This is a genomic window from Nonomuraea sp. NPDC049028 (assembly GCF_043197735.1).
Taxonomy (GTDB): domain Bacteria; phylum Actinomycetota; class Actinomycetes; order Streptosporangiales; family Streptosporangiaceae; genus Nonomuraea.
In genome coordinates, this window is the sequence record NZ_JBICTR010000002.1 from 525,223 (window position 1) to 539,254 (window position 14,032).

General features: G+C 68.8%; 8 protein-coding genes. 2 read left to right on the top strand and 6 right to left on the bottom strand.

Going from position 1 to position 14,032, the window contains the following annotated elements; genetic code table 11:
• Positions 1 to 452: 452 nt before the first annotated feature.
• From ACGFJ2_RS08570 to ACGFJ2_RS08590, 5 genes are all read right to left on the bottom strand, one after another.
• Positions 453 to 1,382: a hypothetical protein gene (locus tag ACGFJ2_RS08570; protein ID WP_393466152.1), complete on the bottom strand. Its 930-nt coding sequence runs from the start codon at positions 1,380 to 1,382 to the stop codon at positions 453 to 455.
• Positions 1,383 to 1,519: 137 nt separating this feature from the next.
• Entirely contained in the window at positions 1,520 to 2,779 is a 1,260-nt protein-coding gene (locus tag ACGFJ2_RS08575; protein WP_393466155.1) for a hypothetical protein, read from the bottom strand.
• Positions 2,780 to 2,841: 62 nt separating this feature from the next.
• The gene (locus tag ACGFJ2_RS08580) at positions 2,842 to 7,890 is read right to left on the bottom strand and encodes a fibronectin type III domain-containing protein (RefSeq protein ID WP_393466158.1); all 5,049 of its coding nucleotides are present in this window, start codon (positions 7,888 to 7,890) and stop codon (positions 2,842 to 2,844) included.
• 305 nt (positions 7,891 to 8,195) lie between these two features.
• Entirely contained in the window at positions 8,196 to 9,449 is a 1,254-nt protein-coding gene (gene ilvA, locus ACGFJ2_RS08585) for a threonine ammonia-lyase IlvA (protein WP_393466161.1), read from the bottom strand.
• Between the two features lie 258 nt (positions 9,450 to 9,707).
• Positions 9,708 to 10,757 (bottom strand): aldo/keto reductase, encoded by a 1,050-nt coding sequence (locus tag ACGFJ2_RS08590; protein WP_357942202.1) that lies wholly within the window; start codon positions 10,755 to 10,757, stop codon positions 9,708 to 9,710.
• Between the two features lie 102 nt (positions 10,758 to 10,859).
• On the opposite strand from ACGFJ2_RS08590, the gene ACGFJ2_RS08595 reads away from it, so the two are divergent.
• Positions 10,860 to 11,444 (top strand): TetR/AcrR family transcriptional regulator, encoded by a 585-nt coding sequence (locus tag ACGFJ2_RS08595; protein WP_357942203.1) that lies wholly within the window; start codon positions 10,860 to 10,862, stop codon positions 11,442 to 11,444.
• A 117-nt stretch (positions 11,445 to 11,561) separates the two neighbouring features.
• Here ACGFJ2_RS08595 and ACGFJ2_RS08600 read toward each other — a convergent pair whose 3' ends face one another.
• On the bottom strand, positions 11,562 to 13,124 hold the full coding sequence (locus tag ACGFJ2_RS08600; protein ID WP_393466165.1) for a carboxylesterase/lipase family protein: 1,563 nt from the start codon (positions 13,122 to 13,124) through the stop codon (positions 11,562 to 11,564).
• Between ACGFJ2_RS08600 and ACGFJ2_RS08605 the strand changes: the two genes are divergently transcribed.
• Positions 13,117 to 13,821: a TetR/AcrR family transcriptional regulator gene (locus ACGFJ2_RS08605; protein WP_357942207.1), complete on the top strand. Its 705-nt coding sequence runs from the start codon at positions 13,117 to 13,119 to the stop codon at positions 13,819 to 13,821. The two genes, ACGFJ2_RS08600 and ACGFJ2_RS08605, sit on opposite strands and share 8 nt — an antisense overlap.
• Positions 13,822 to 14,032 lie beyond the last annotated feature (211 nt).

The following is a 14,032-nucleotide window of genomic DNA, read 5'->3' on the forward strand; positions in this document are numbered from 1 at the left end:
GCCGCAACCTCAACCATGGCGGACTCGGCATCTTCGCCTTCTTCCAGCTCGACCAGGATTGGCCAGCCGAGAAACTCGTCCCCGGGTACTGTGTGGATATATGCGTCTGGATTCCTGCGAACCTCAACTACGAAGCTCGTCAAGTCCATGGTGTGACGGTCGAATTCACTGCCGAGCAGCTCGACCAGCAATGCCTTCACCGCCACCTCAGGCGCTGTTGTGAAGACCTTGCAGTAGCGATAATTATTCTCTTCCGGCATCATGGGATTTTGACGAACGGCGGGTTGTCGAACGAGCCGCCTATGCGGATAATCGACACGTCCACCTCCATTCCGAGCATCGCTTCCAGTTTTCGGCGCAGGGAACTCAGCCCCGCTTCCAGCGAGATCGCTACCTGAAGGGCATTGGCCTGCCGAGTTCCGCCTGGATTAGCCTGCGCGGAGATCAGGCACTCACCGGACCGGATGTGTCGCGTCGGTTCGCGGGACCCAGCCGGCGAAGACGCCCTCGGGGCTGTGCGTCGAAAGCGCCTCCGCGATCGAGCGGTGCAAGGCGGCGGCGTCAGGCAGCCTGAGGTGGTGCTCGTCCGACTGGTCGTAGAAGGACAGGTCGAGCCGCGCCGACGGGTATCTGGTGATTCCGCCCACGACCGCCGCTTCGCCCTTGTACGACAGGGTGACCGAGCGGAGCCTTGGCCAGGGATGCTCGTTGATGTGCCGCTCGGTGATGGTCAGCACGCCCATAGCCCTAGCCTGGATGTTTAGCCGGATATATCCGGTTATGCCGATGATCACCACCAGCACCACGCCGACCATGAAGGCGATGTAGTCCGGGGCATTCGTCCCCCGGCCCTCGGGCAGCGTCGCGCCGATGACGCCGACCACGAGCAGCATGAGCACGGTGACGACCATCATCAGGCAGCCGAACATACCCCTGCTTCGGCGAAGCGCGGCGGAACGCAGGTCGAAGGCGATTCCGTCAGGCGGCTGGCGGACCGTCCGCACCGCGACCGTGGACAGGCTCCACTTCTTGACGTCCCCGCGGCTGAGCAGCACCCCGCTGGCGATCCCGCACAATGCGGCCGCGAGCCCGACCAGCTGCGACGGGTACACCTCGCCGTCGGCGATCCCGACGGCCACGGCGGCGGCGATCATGATCGGGCAGATCGCGAAGAGCGCCTTGCGCATCAGCCCGATCGCCATCGGGCCGCCCAGCCAGATCCGGGCAAGCCAGAAATACCAGACCGCGCTCCAGAACACTCCCACGAAGATCTCGAAGGGGGCGGCGTCGTTCCGCCAGACGAGCACGATGCCACCGATGAGGCCGGGCCAGAGGACGGCGAGCAGGCCGACGGCCGACTTGTGGGCGAGAGGGCGCTGCATGCGCGGAATCCTAGCCTTCCGGCACCTGGAACCTCGACGACACCGCCTGCGCCCACCTGCCGCCCCGCCACCGTCACGCCGCCACCAGGCAGCCCAGGAGACCTCCGGCGGCGTCGGGGCGCACGCCTTGAGCGCGATTACAGCGGAGAGGCGCTGTGGTGCATGCGGTACTTGAAGTAGCCGTCCCAAGGTGGCGCGGTGTTCGCCGGTCCGGGTTCGGTGGCGAAGTACACGTCGACCCCCGAGTAGTCCAGCGGGCGCTGATAGGCCAGACCGCCATAAACGTCCCGCACCAGGCCAGAATTGTGGTTCCACCGGTAGCCCGTCTGGGCGCTGGTGATCTGACCGACGACCGTCCAGGCGCCACCGCCCGTCCAGACGCTCGATCCGGCGATTCGGTCGACTTCGACGTTCGCCTGTACTTCGTTGCCGTCGAGCTGCCCGGTGTCGCGGGAGACGACGAACGAGTCCCGCTCGGGGTCGTAGGCCCAGGACGCGTTGTGCAGGAATCGTCCGGAGCCGGGCAGGAACGGTTCCGGCGTCAGACCGGCCGTGGTGATGAACGACCTCGTGCCGAGTACCGGCGCGTTGGCGTTGCCCAGGTTGAGTGTGCGTACGGCGGTGCCCCGGGCGGTCCCGTCGCAGGACGGCTCCGGCACGTCCAGCGCGGCGCAGTCCAGCCCGCTGTAGAACAGCAGGAGATTCCCCCGCTGATCGACACTGGTCACGCTCGGCTGGCCGACACCGTACCCGGCCGCGTTGTAGTCGGGTTCGGTGATGTCGATGAGCGGGGAGGCGATGATGGTCCACGGCCCCAGCGGAGAGGTGGCGAGGGCAACGCCGACCACGTTGAACCGGCCGTCCGCGCCATGGTCGTCATTGTCGGCGGCGGTGAAGAACATCGCCCACGTGTAGGTCTTCTCGCCGCTCTGGGGCGTCGTGTAGGTGAAGCTGCCCTTGACGACGTCCGGGTCGCAGATGTGGTACGCCGCCCAGCTCGGCGTGGCAGGCTGGTAGTGCGGGTCGGCCGGTTGAAGGCGGGGCCGCAGCGCTACCTGGGTGGCACCCCACGTGTACGACCCGTTCGGCTGCCGGGTGCCGACGTTGAACAGGACGTGATCGTGAGTGGCCTGGAGCGCGTTGCCGCTGCTCGATGAGTACTCGACCGTGTTGGCGCAGTAATAGATGATCCTCTGGGCGTCGGAGGTCTGCACGATGGACGGCGCGTACTGGTAGTAACCAGCGCCGTCATAGCGGGACGAACCTGGATATATCCCCCCAGGTAAGGGCACGCCCGAGGACTCGGCGGAAGGCGTCCAGGCGTAGGCCGGCAGCAGGGTGATCAAGGATGCGACAAGGGTGAGGAGGGCGGCTGTCGAAACGCGACGGACGAGCATCAGGTGGTCCTTCCTCGCGGCGAGGTGGGCAAAATGAGCAGGCGGCGACACTGGCGCACTGGTCAGTACCGCCACGCGTACACGCCGTCGTAGTCCGGGCTCTCCGAGGTCCACACCAGCAGGCCGCCGTCGTCGTCGAGCTGCGGCCGGATGTACGGGTAGGAGCTGACGCCGGGGATCGTGACGGTCGGCCCGCCCGCGCCCCGGTCGTAGATCTTGTACCGGGTACGGCTGCTGCCGTCCACGTCGTAGTGCTCGGTGTAGACGACGACGCGGCCGTTCCTGTTGATCGCCTGCGGATCGACGTTCGACGTGCTGGAGATCAGGATGTCGCCCGCCACGATGCGGCCGGCGTTGACGGGCTTGATGACCAGTCCCTGGCCGCTGGTGGTCTCGGTGCCCCAGGCGTAGAAGGCGGCGATGGTGCTGCCGTCGCCGGACAGCATCGCCTGCAGGAAGTGGTCGTCCTCGGTGGCGTTGGGGTGCAGGTCCACGGTGGTGCCGCTGTTGGCGTTGTAGACCTGAAGGGTGCCGACGAAGGCGGTCAGGCTCACTCCGTACCAGACCAGGACGCCGTCCCGCGTCATGCCGAAGTAGTTGTTGGTGTGGCAGCCCGGTTTCGCGACGCAGACCGTGTCCACCCTGGTCAGCGGCTGGCCGACGACGCCGCGGTAAATGGTGGCCTCACGCGGCGGCGGAGCGTCGGTGGTCAGGCCGACGCGGACGGCGATGACCGTGCCGTCCTCGCTGAGGCGCAGCGACATCGTGTCGAAGTCCTCGTAGGCCACGCCCGGGTCCTCCACCCAGACCTGCCCGGTCCTGAGGTTCCTGATGATGATCGCCGGAGAGGTGAAGGGGGCGTTCCTGTCACCGATGTAGGCGACGATCGAGCCGTCTCGGTTGGTGGCCATGCCCGTGCCCGGCACGGTGATGGGGATGTAGCTGGGGGTACGGCCGTCGCCGCCGCGCGAGACGAGGATGATCTCGCCGGTCTGGAGGTCCTTGCGTACCAGGTAGATGGCGTTGCCGTTGGGCTCGTACACCTCGTTCGGCGCGAGGTTGCTGCCGGAGCGTACCGCGAAGAACACGTAGCGGCCGTCGGCCGACAGCTTGGAACCCCAGCTCCCGGCGAAGTTCATGGTGTCGGGATTGCCGTCGGCGTCCACGGCCACGTTGACGGGCGCGCCGAAGCCGATCATCGCGCGGGTGGGCATGACCGCGGTGGGCTGGGAGGCTTCGCCGTATCCGCGGAAGTTGTGGGCGTAGACCCAGATGGTGTACATGACTCCAGGCTTGAGCTGGTCCACCACCACCTGCGTTTCCTTGGTGTAGCGGGTGCCGCTCGGCGGGTCGGTGACGACGGCGTAGCCGTCAACGGGCGGGGAGCCCGGCACGGGCGCGGGGGCCGTCCACGAGACCGTGGCCTGCAGCGGGCCGGGCCGGGCCACCGCGTTCTGCGGCGGTCCTGGCAGGCAGTCGCAAATGGTGATCTCCGCCTCGGCGTACTGGGGCGGGCGGGTGCCGTTGGCGGGACTGTACGCCTGGATCGTGGCATGACCGTACGAGGGAGAGGTGTACGTGCCGTTCTGGTCGATGGTGCCAGGACCGGTGATGACGCTCCACTCGACGGCGGTGATCTCGGGAATGCCGGTGACCTTGAAATCGAAGTCGTACGCGGTGTTTGGCCCGCCCTCGACGTGCGCAGGGTCGATCTCGATGCCGGTGAACGGGCCCGAGTGCCAGGCCGAGTACCACCAGTTGACCAGGTCGTCCTTCCTGATCGACAGGGCCTTGCCGAACAGGCTCCTGGTCTTCATGAAGCCGCCGAGCGTCAGCCCGACGCGTAACTCCAGCCACGGGTTCTGGGTGGTGTCGGCGATGACCTGGACGTAGGGGGCGAAGCTGGCGCCGGGACCCGCGGCGCCGTAGATGTACATGACCTCCTCGAACGGGAAGCTGATCTTTGCGCCCGCGTCGCCGTACGCGATCAGCTCGGCGTGGTTCTGCCGCCCCGGAATGTCGATCTTGTCCATGCTGAGATCGCCGCCCTGGAGGGTGACCGTGGCGCCGACCTCCCGGCTGTAACCGGCCTGGAAGGCGATGCCGAGCGAGCCGTCCACCTCGAACTGCACGTAGACATCGAACTCCGGGCAGATCAGCACCGGCAGCGGGCCGAGCTGGAGGTCGATGCAGGGCGTGCGCATGCGTCCGATCAGCCACTTCTTCTGCCACCCGGCCATCGCGCCGATCTTGCCGACCGTGTTCAGCGCGACGTTGACGCTGGCGCCGAAGTGATCGAGCTCCAATGCCCCGCCCTTGAGGTGGATCTTGCCGTGGCCGTGCGGGGCCAGCGTCATCCACATCTCCAGCTTCCTGCCGACGTCGTCGTGCCCGGCCGGGCCGGCCTTCGTGGCGACCTCCACCACGAGCGCGCCGTCGCGCAGGCCGATGCTGCCGGGGCCGCCCGCCGTGCCCACCGGCTTGCCGTCCTGGGTGGGCCGCGCGACCCGTACGCCTGGAGCGAGCGGCGTGAACTGGACGGCGGACGCGTCCGTCACCGTGTCGAAGGCCACGTCGCCGTCTCCCACGACGTCGGGGATGGCGGCCTCCTCGGTCATCACGCTGAGCATGGCTCCGCGGGTGGTCACGGCGGTGACCTTGCGGAACAGGCCGCGTGGCGTGTTCGCCGAGACCGGGGCGACGACGTACGCGCCGGCGGTCAGGTCGCTCACCTGCGCGGGCGGGGAGTCGAAGTCGAGCGTGCCGTCGGTGCCGACCGAGATCAGGCGGGCCAGCGAGGCGGCCGACAGCACGACAGGGGTGGCCTTGGCGCTCACCTCCGGCACGACCGCTTGGCTGGCCGCGCTTTCGGGGCCGGCGCCGTGCTGGTTGGCGGCCCGTACGGTGAAGGTGTACGCCGTCGCCACGTCGAGACCGGACAGGACCGCGCTCGTCGTCGTTACCGTGGCCGTCGCGCCGCCGGGGCTCGCTGTCACCGTGTATGAGGTGATGGGCGCGGTTCCGGTGTCCCTGGGCGCGTTCCACGTGACCTTGACCGAGCCGTCGGCGGTGGTCGAGGCGGTCACCCCGACGGGTGCGATCGGAGCCCGCCGCGCCGCCGGGGTGGCCGGGCCGGCGGTCTCGGCCTCACCCGTGCCCGCGGCGTTGCGGGCCGCGACGGTGAACGTGTACTCCGTCCCGTTCGTCAGCCCCGCGAACGTGGCGACCGTGGTCGCGGCAGGTGTGTCCAGCGTGAGCCCGCCGGGCTCGGCCGTCAGGTGGTACCCGCTGATCGCCGCGCCGCCGTCGGGCGGCTCCACCCACTGGAGCTCGACCTTCTGGTCCAGCGGGACCACCGAGAGGACGGGCGGCCGCAGCGGCGTCGTGGCGGGCGCGGGGGTGACGGGCTGTGAGGGCGCCGAGGGCCGGCCGCTGCCCGTGCCGTTCACCGCGGTGACCACGAACGTGTAGGCCGTCCCGTTCGTCAGCCCGCCGACCGTCGCCTGGGTCGCCTCGGCGGCGGCGTCCACGACGACGTTGCCCGGCGAGGCGGTGACGAGGTACTTCACGATGCCCGCCGTGCCGGTGTCCGGCGGGCTCCAGTCCACTTTCGCCGCCGCGTCACGCATGGTCACGGCGGTGATGAACGGCGTGCCGGGTGCGCGGGGGGCGGCTGGGGTGACCGGCTCGGAGGGCGCGGAGGCGGGCGAGGTGCCGGCCGCGTTCGCAGCCGTCACGGTGAACACGTACGCGCTGCCGTTGGTCAGCCCGCCCACGTGCGCGGAGGTCGTGGCGGAGGTGACGCGGGCGCCGCCGGGCGAGACGGTCACCGTGTACGTGGAGATCGACGCGCCGCCGTCTGCCGGAGCCTGCCACGCGACGTCGGCGCCGCCGTCGGTGGCCGAGGCGGTCACGCCGGACGGCGCGGACGGCGCGGACGGCGACCGGTAGTAGTCGAAGGTGTCGACGGTCACGCTGACGCTCGCGGTGCCGGTGTTGAGGATCACGAACGTGCCGCCGGTGCCCACCTTGACCGGCACCAGGCTCGACCAGAAGTCGTTCGGCTGGTACGCGATCGAACCGCCGCCCGGGATGCTCGCCTGGCCCGCGGGGTACACGCGCAGCAGGCCGTTCACGGTGCCCTTGACGGTGATGTTCACCCCGACTGCGCTCACCCCAGTGGGCGGCACGCCGCCCTTGCCGAGCGGTGCCACCGTGTACGAGGCGCCCGCCGCCACTGTCACCGAGGCGAGAGTCCGCGACGGGGCGACGGGCACCAGGGCCGAGGCGGCGACCGCGGCGGCGGGCGTCGCGAAGTAGCCCGCCACGTCGGCGTACACCGTCAGCGCGGCCGGCCCGTTGTTGTTGACGGCGATCTTGCCGTCCGTCCCGAGCGCGGCGATGACCAGGTTGGACTGGAAGTAGGAGGGCCGGTAGTCGATGTTCGACCCGGCGGGTGGCGTGCCGCCCGACGGGTAGGCGATCATCTTGCCCGACCCGGTGCTCTTCACCGCGAACGTCAGCGCCACGTACGCCACCCCGGACGCCGGCACTCCGCCCACCCCCGCCACCGCGAACGTGGCGGTCGAGTTGGCGGCGACGCTCTGGTTGCCGATGATCCGCGCGGTGTTCAACGGTACGTACCGCGCGCCGGGCGCCGCGGCGGCCACGGCGGTGACGTACCCGTGCACGTCGGCGTAGACGTTGACGGCGGCCGTCCCGGTGTTCTTGACCTTGAGCGCGCCGTCCGCGCCGAGCTTGACCGTCACGAGCTGGTCGTCCCACACGCCCGACCGGTAGCGGGTGCCGGTCACCGCGGGCGCGGCGGCCAGGTCCGACGGGAAGACGACGAGGCCGCCGGCGGCGCTCGCGCCCTTGGCCGCGAAGTTCACCGCGACGCTCGCGACGCCGCTGGCGGGCACCGCGCCGACGCCCGCCACGCTGACCGTCGTGGTGGCGCCGGCGGGGATCGACACGTTGCTCAGCACCCGCACCCGCACGCCGTAGAACTGGCCCGGCCCCGGCTGCGCCGACTCGGCCGAGGCCGGTGCCGCCCCCGTCGCCACGAGGACTCCGGAGAAGATCAGAGCGAGCGCCGTCAACCATCGCATGACCACACCGGCCTCCTGGGCTCGGGATCATTCCGCGTTGCGCGCCTGACGCTACCAACCGCCCTGAACTCGTTAAATACGACGAAAAGTAGAGATTTTTCGTCAACCAGCGGCGTACGACGGGGCGTCCGCCTACAACTTCGGCGGTAGCCGCCTCAGCCCTCGGGAGGGGCCCGGCCCGCGTGTACGAGGCGAGCGCGGCCGGCATTTCTTTCAACGACCGCAGTTGAGCAGGCCGAAAACGCAGCCGGTCGGCCTCGTCCTGATTACTCCCCGCTCGATCGCCAGCACGCCGTGGCGGGAGGTCAGAGAAGAAAGGTGAACAGCGGCGAGCCAGGCGGGACGCGCTCCACCGTGAGTGGGCTGGCCTTCATGCGGAAGAGGAGGCTGTCGAGATCACTGGCCCGCTCAAGCTCGATGCCGACGAGCGCCGGGCCGGTTTCGCGGTTGTTCTTCTTGACGTACTCGAAGGCGATGATGTCCTCGCCCTCGCCCAGCACCTCGTCCAGGAAGTGCCGCAGGGCGCCGGGGCGCTGCGGGAAGGTCACCAGGAAGTAGTGCCGCAGCCCGATGTGGACGAGAGAGCGCTCCAGCACCTCGCCGTACCGGCTGACGTCGTTGTTGCCGCCCGACACCACGCACACCAGCGGCCCTCCGGAGGAGGAGTACGGCAGCAGCTCACGGGCGGCCGCTCCCGCGAGGGCTCCGGCGGGCTCGGCGATGATGCCATCGGTCTGGTACAGATCCAGCATCTCGGTGCACACCGCACCCTCATCGACCGCGACCACCTCATCCACCAAGTCCTTGACCAGGGGGAACGTGGCCTCTCCCACCCTTCCGACGGCGGCGCCGTCCACAAAGGTGTCCAGCTCGGGCAGGGCGAGGGGCCCGCCGTGGTCGAGGGCGGCGCGCATGCTGGCCGCGCCGGCGGGTTCGGCGCCGACGATGCGGGTGCGGGGTGAGTGCTCGCGCAGCCAGATGGCGATGCCGCTGATCAGACCGCCTCCACCGACCGGGACGACCACGGTGTGCGGCGCCTCCCCTGACTGCGCCAGGATCTCCAGGCCGACCGTGCCCTGCCCGGCCATCGTCCTGACGTCGTCGAACGGATGTACGTAGATCGCACCGGTGTGCTCGCTGTCGGCGTGCGCGGCGGTGCTCGCCTCGTCGTAGGTACCGCCGCCGACCACGACCTCCACCCAGTCGCCGCCGAGCGCCGCGATGCGCTCACGCTTCTGCCGCGGTGTGGTGGACGGTACGTACACACGCCCCCCAATCCCGAGACGCGCGCAGGCGAACGCCACTCCCTGCCCGTGGTTGCCCGCGCTCGCGCAGACCACACCGCGCCGCCGCTCCTCGTCCGTGAGCGAGGCGATCAGGTTGAACGCGCCGCGCACCTTGTACGAGCGACAGACCTGCGCGTCCTCGCGCTTGAGCAGCACCTGACCGCCGAGCAGGTCGGACAGCCGCTGGTTCGGCTCCAGCGCGGTGCGACGTACCACCGGCCGCAACCGTTCGGCCGCCTGGCTGATCATCGCGGTGGTGAGACGGTCGGTCATGCACACTCCAGGCACAGCGGTTGATCAAGGGATCGTAGCAAGGCGTCGCGTGGTGGTGACGACGGCAGCCGTACAGAGGATCACTGGGAACGGTGCCCGTCGCCAAGCGAGCACACTGGTCACAACGATCCCAACAGGTCATGCGATTCCCGCAGCGCCCGTCTCCCTCAGCCGGACGGCTACCGACCAGCGACATTCTTGCGACGCTTGCTCAGTTCGCCAGCTGGCGGACTGCCGCGCCGGAGCGAACAATCAACCTCACCTCAGCGCCATTCCCGGGACACGAGCGCGGATCGCATCCATGGCCGCCTCGTCCGAGACGCCCTGCCAGTCATACCGCGGTGTGTAGGGGGCGGTGAGGGCGCGTACGTCCTCATCGGTGAGCTCGACGTCCAACGACGCGATCGCGTCGTCGATCTGCTTGATCGACCCGGCGCCGACCAGCGGAGCGGTGACGACCGGCTGGCGATGCAGCCAGGCCAGGGCGATGGACGCGCGGCTCACGCGGTGGGCGGCAGCGACCTGGCCGACCGCATCAATGATGGCGTGGTTCGAGGCTTCCTGCTCGGGCGAGTAGAGCGTGTCGGCGTAGGCACCGTCGGTTTCGGAGCGGGCAGTGGAGTTCGCCTCATCCCAGCCACGGGCCAGACGGCCCCGCGCGAGTGGGCTCCAGATGATGGTGCCGACGCCCTCGTCCAGGCACAGCGGGATCATTTCGCGTTCCTCCTCGCGGGCGAGCAGGTTGTAGTGATCCTGCATGGACACGAACCGGGCCCAGCCGTTCTGCTTCTGCAGGTGCAGGGCCTTCGCGAACTCCCACGCGAACATCGACGACGCGCCCAGGTAGCGCACCTTGCCGACCTTGACCAGATCGCTGAGCGTTTCGAGGGTCTCCTCCAGCGGCGTCGCGTGGTCGTTGCGGTGCACCTGGTAAAGGTCGATGTAGTCGGTGCCCAACCGTCGCAGGCTGTGGTCGACCTCGGTCATGATCGCCTTGCGGGACAGGCCCTTCCCGTTCGGGCCGGGGCGCATGGGATGACGCAGTTTGGTCGCGATCACTACATCGTCGCGGTTCGCGAAGTCGCGCAGTGCGCGGCCGAGGATCTCCTCGCTGGACCCGTTGGAGTACATGTTGGCGGTGTCGAAGAAGTTGATGCCCGCGTCGAGAGCGTGCTTGATCAGCGGGCGCGCATCCTCCTCGCCGAGGGACCAGACGGGGTGGCCGCGGTCGGGCTCGCCGTAGGTCATCGCACCGATCGCGATGGGCGAAACGTCCAGGCCGGTGGTGCCGAGCTTCACATAACGCATGGGCGTCTCCTGTGGGATTTGAACTTGCGGACGATTCTCCGCAAGTTCTCACCCAAACTAGCGGAGGATTGTCCGCAAGTCCATCGGAGGCACCATAGGGTGATGACCGACCAGACGCCGAGCACCTACGGCACGCAGCGCAAGGCCGCCGCGCGTAACCGTGTGGCGATCATCGAGGCCGCCCACGAACTGTTCGGGGACAACCCGCTCGTGCCGCTGAGCGAGGTCGCCAAGCGTGCCGGCGTCGGCGCCGGCACGCTCTACCGGCACTTCCCCACCCGGGAGGATCTGATCCTGGCGGCCTACCAGCACGACATCGAACGCCTGACCACCACCGCCGACGAGGCGCTGGCGCGCCATCCATCGGCGAAGGACGCGTTCGTCGAGTGGTTCGAGACTCTGTCGGCCTACATCCGCATCAAGCACGGCCTCGGTGACGCGTTGCACAGCGCCGCGGCCCAGGACGTGATCAGCGCTTCGTGGGCGCCGACCACCGCGGCGGTGGCCAAGCTCGTCGAGGCCTGCGTGGCCGAGGGCACCATCGCTCCCGGGCACGACCCCGCCGACATCATCATGCTTATGAGCTTTCTGTGGCGCGTCGCGAACAACGACGACGGTGTGGCCCAAGGACGGCGTCTGATCGCCGCCGTCTTTTCGGGGCTGAAAGAGGCACCCCAGCCGATCTGAGCACAGCCGAGTTGAGCGCACCGCTCGCCGCAGCGACTACAGCGGCGAAACCTGCGCACGCGACTCCAGCGAGGCGAGGACTCCGCCTGTGACGAGAAGGGGACATGTGCGAGGTGTTCATGAGTTGTCGTTGCTACCGGACGAGTGTTGAGCAGGCGGAAGCAAGAGGCCGCGTTCGCTGTAGGCGGGGTCGTTCGCTGCGGTGACGAACGTGTCGAAGCGCATGGTGCAGCGGCGAAGCTCGGTGTATGCCTCCCACGCCGGGACGCCCGGGGCGTTCGGATTTCCGGTGCGGATAAAGGCTGCCACGGCCCGCCGGAAGGCGTGACCGGTCGGTTCGACGCCGGCGGAGTCGACATCGCGGAACATGGGAGAGGCCGACCAGGCTGGAAGATTGTCAAACAGCAGCGGGATGTCCACGGTGTGGCAGGCACCGAGGGCCGATCTCCAGTCCACCTGGTAGACGAAGCCAGGATGACCGTGACGAGCGCGCGCCTCGGCGACCTGGAGCGCCGGTAGCCTGACCAGGCGATCGGTGGTGATGTCGGCCAGGACTTGAGAGGCGGACGCGCCCGGCCGCCGGGCCGCGTAGTGGTCGTAGACCACCTGTGGGGCCGCGTCGGGCGCCAGGCGTTCCACAAGCTGCAGGACGGCATCGCGGGTAATGGCCGCGGAGGCGGGGTCGATGGCCAGGAACGGGTTCATCTCCTCGGCGGTGGCGCCGATCAGGACGTCGATGCCGGGAGCGACGCCGGCGGCGACGGCGGGCAGAACAGGCCCGGGCAGCCCTGGGGCGCCGGCAATCGGATGCATCGGCGGGGCCGGGGCGCCGATGCGTCGCCGGCCGCTGTCGGCGACGAGTCGCTGGCAACCGATGATCAGCTCTTCGGCCGGAAGGTCTCGCAAACGATGGGCTGTCGTGACGCTCAGGCCCAGGAGGCGCAGGTATTCCTCCGCGACCTGTTCGGCTTCGTGCGGGGATGGCATGGCGATGCCGAGGGGGCCGCTTTGGGCGAAGACCCGATGGAAGAGGCCTGTGGCTGAGGGGGAGCTCAGGAGCGCCACGGCGGTCACCGCGCCTCCGGACTGACCGGCCACGGTGACGCGGTTGGGGTCGCCGCCGAAGTCGGCGATGTTCTCCCGCACCCAGCGCAGCGCCGAGATCGCATCCAGAAACCCCATGTTGCCTTCGGCGATGCCTGGGACTCGCAGGAAGCCCAGCGGACCGAGCCGGTAGTTCGGCGTGACGACGACGATGTCCTCGGCGGCGGCCAGGTTGCGGCCGTGGTAGCCGGGCCAGGCGCTGGCGCCGCTGAGCCAGCCGGAGCCGTGGATCCATACCAGCACGGCCCGGGGCTTGCCGGTGACGCCGGGGGTCCAGATGTTCAAGGTGAGGCAGTTGTCCTCGGCCTGGGCCAGCGTTGGCGAGCCGGTGAGCAGTTGCATCGCATCGGCGGGTCTGGCGGGGTTGGCGGGTGGCTGCGGAGCGGCAGGGCCGAAGGCGGTCGCCGGACGGATGCCTTGCCACCGGGCATGCGGCTGCGGAGCAGCGAAACGAAGGTCGCCGATGGGGGCGGCCGCGAAGGGCACGCCGAGGAAGGACGCGACGCGCCCGTCCCAGCTTCCCTGAACAGCGCCCGGCTTGGTGGTGACCACGGGGTGGGGATTGTTCATGACCATCCTTGCGAAGGAACGTTCGTTCTCATCACTTCAGCACATCTCTGGCGTGGTTGACAAGAATGAACGTTCATTCCATCCTCGGGGGGTGCCCGTCTCACACAGTCCAGCCGCCGACACGCGCCGTCAGCATGTCCTGGCAGCCGCGCGCCGCTGTTTCCTCGCCAACGGCTTCCACGCGACCTCTATGCAGGACATCTTGCGCGAAGCGCAGATGTCGCCCGGCAACCTCTATCGGTACTTCCCCGGCAAGGACGCCATCGTGCTCGCGATCGTGGAGGCCACCTTGGCTGAGGTCACCGCCGCGTTCGAAAAAACGCTCCTTGACGAGCCGCCCCCGTTGCTGGAGGCGCTCACCGAGATCCTGCGTGCGATCGAACGGCTGGACGACCACGAGGGCACGCCACGGCTCGCGATCCAGATCTGGAGCGAGGCCCTACGAAATCCGGCGATGGCCTCGCTCTTCGCCGAGGCCATCGCGCCTGTCAGGCAATGGTTCGTCCAGCTCGTCGAAGCCCACCGGCATCGTGGCCTCACCTCCGGCCCGGTGGCACCGGAGCACCTGGCCAATGTCCTGCTTGGCGCCATCCACGGGTTCATCGTCCAAAGAGCGCTGCTCAAGCTCGATGCAGCCAGCTACGCCGAGGGGCTGCGAGGCCTGCTCGCGGTCCCGGCCAGCCCGCAAAACCGCGGTCACTGACCACGAAAAGCACGGATGCACCCCAGGGCGCTCGCCCGGAGGCCCTTGAGCGGAAGACGACTTCCAAGGCCGGACACCTGTGCAAGGCCGTCGCCGGCCTTCAAAACCACCGCGTCGCACTGGCTGCCTGAGGATGAAAGGAACCGATGATCGTGCAGGTGAAGATACGTCGTTGCGTTCAAGTGCGTTCTTGCGACGCTTGATCTGGCTG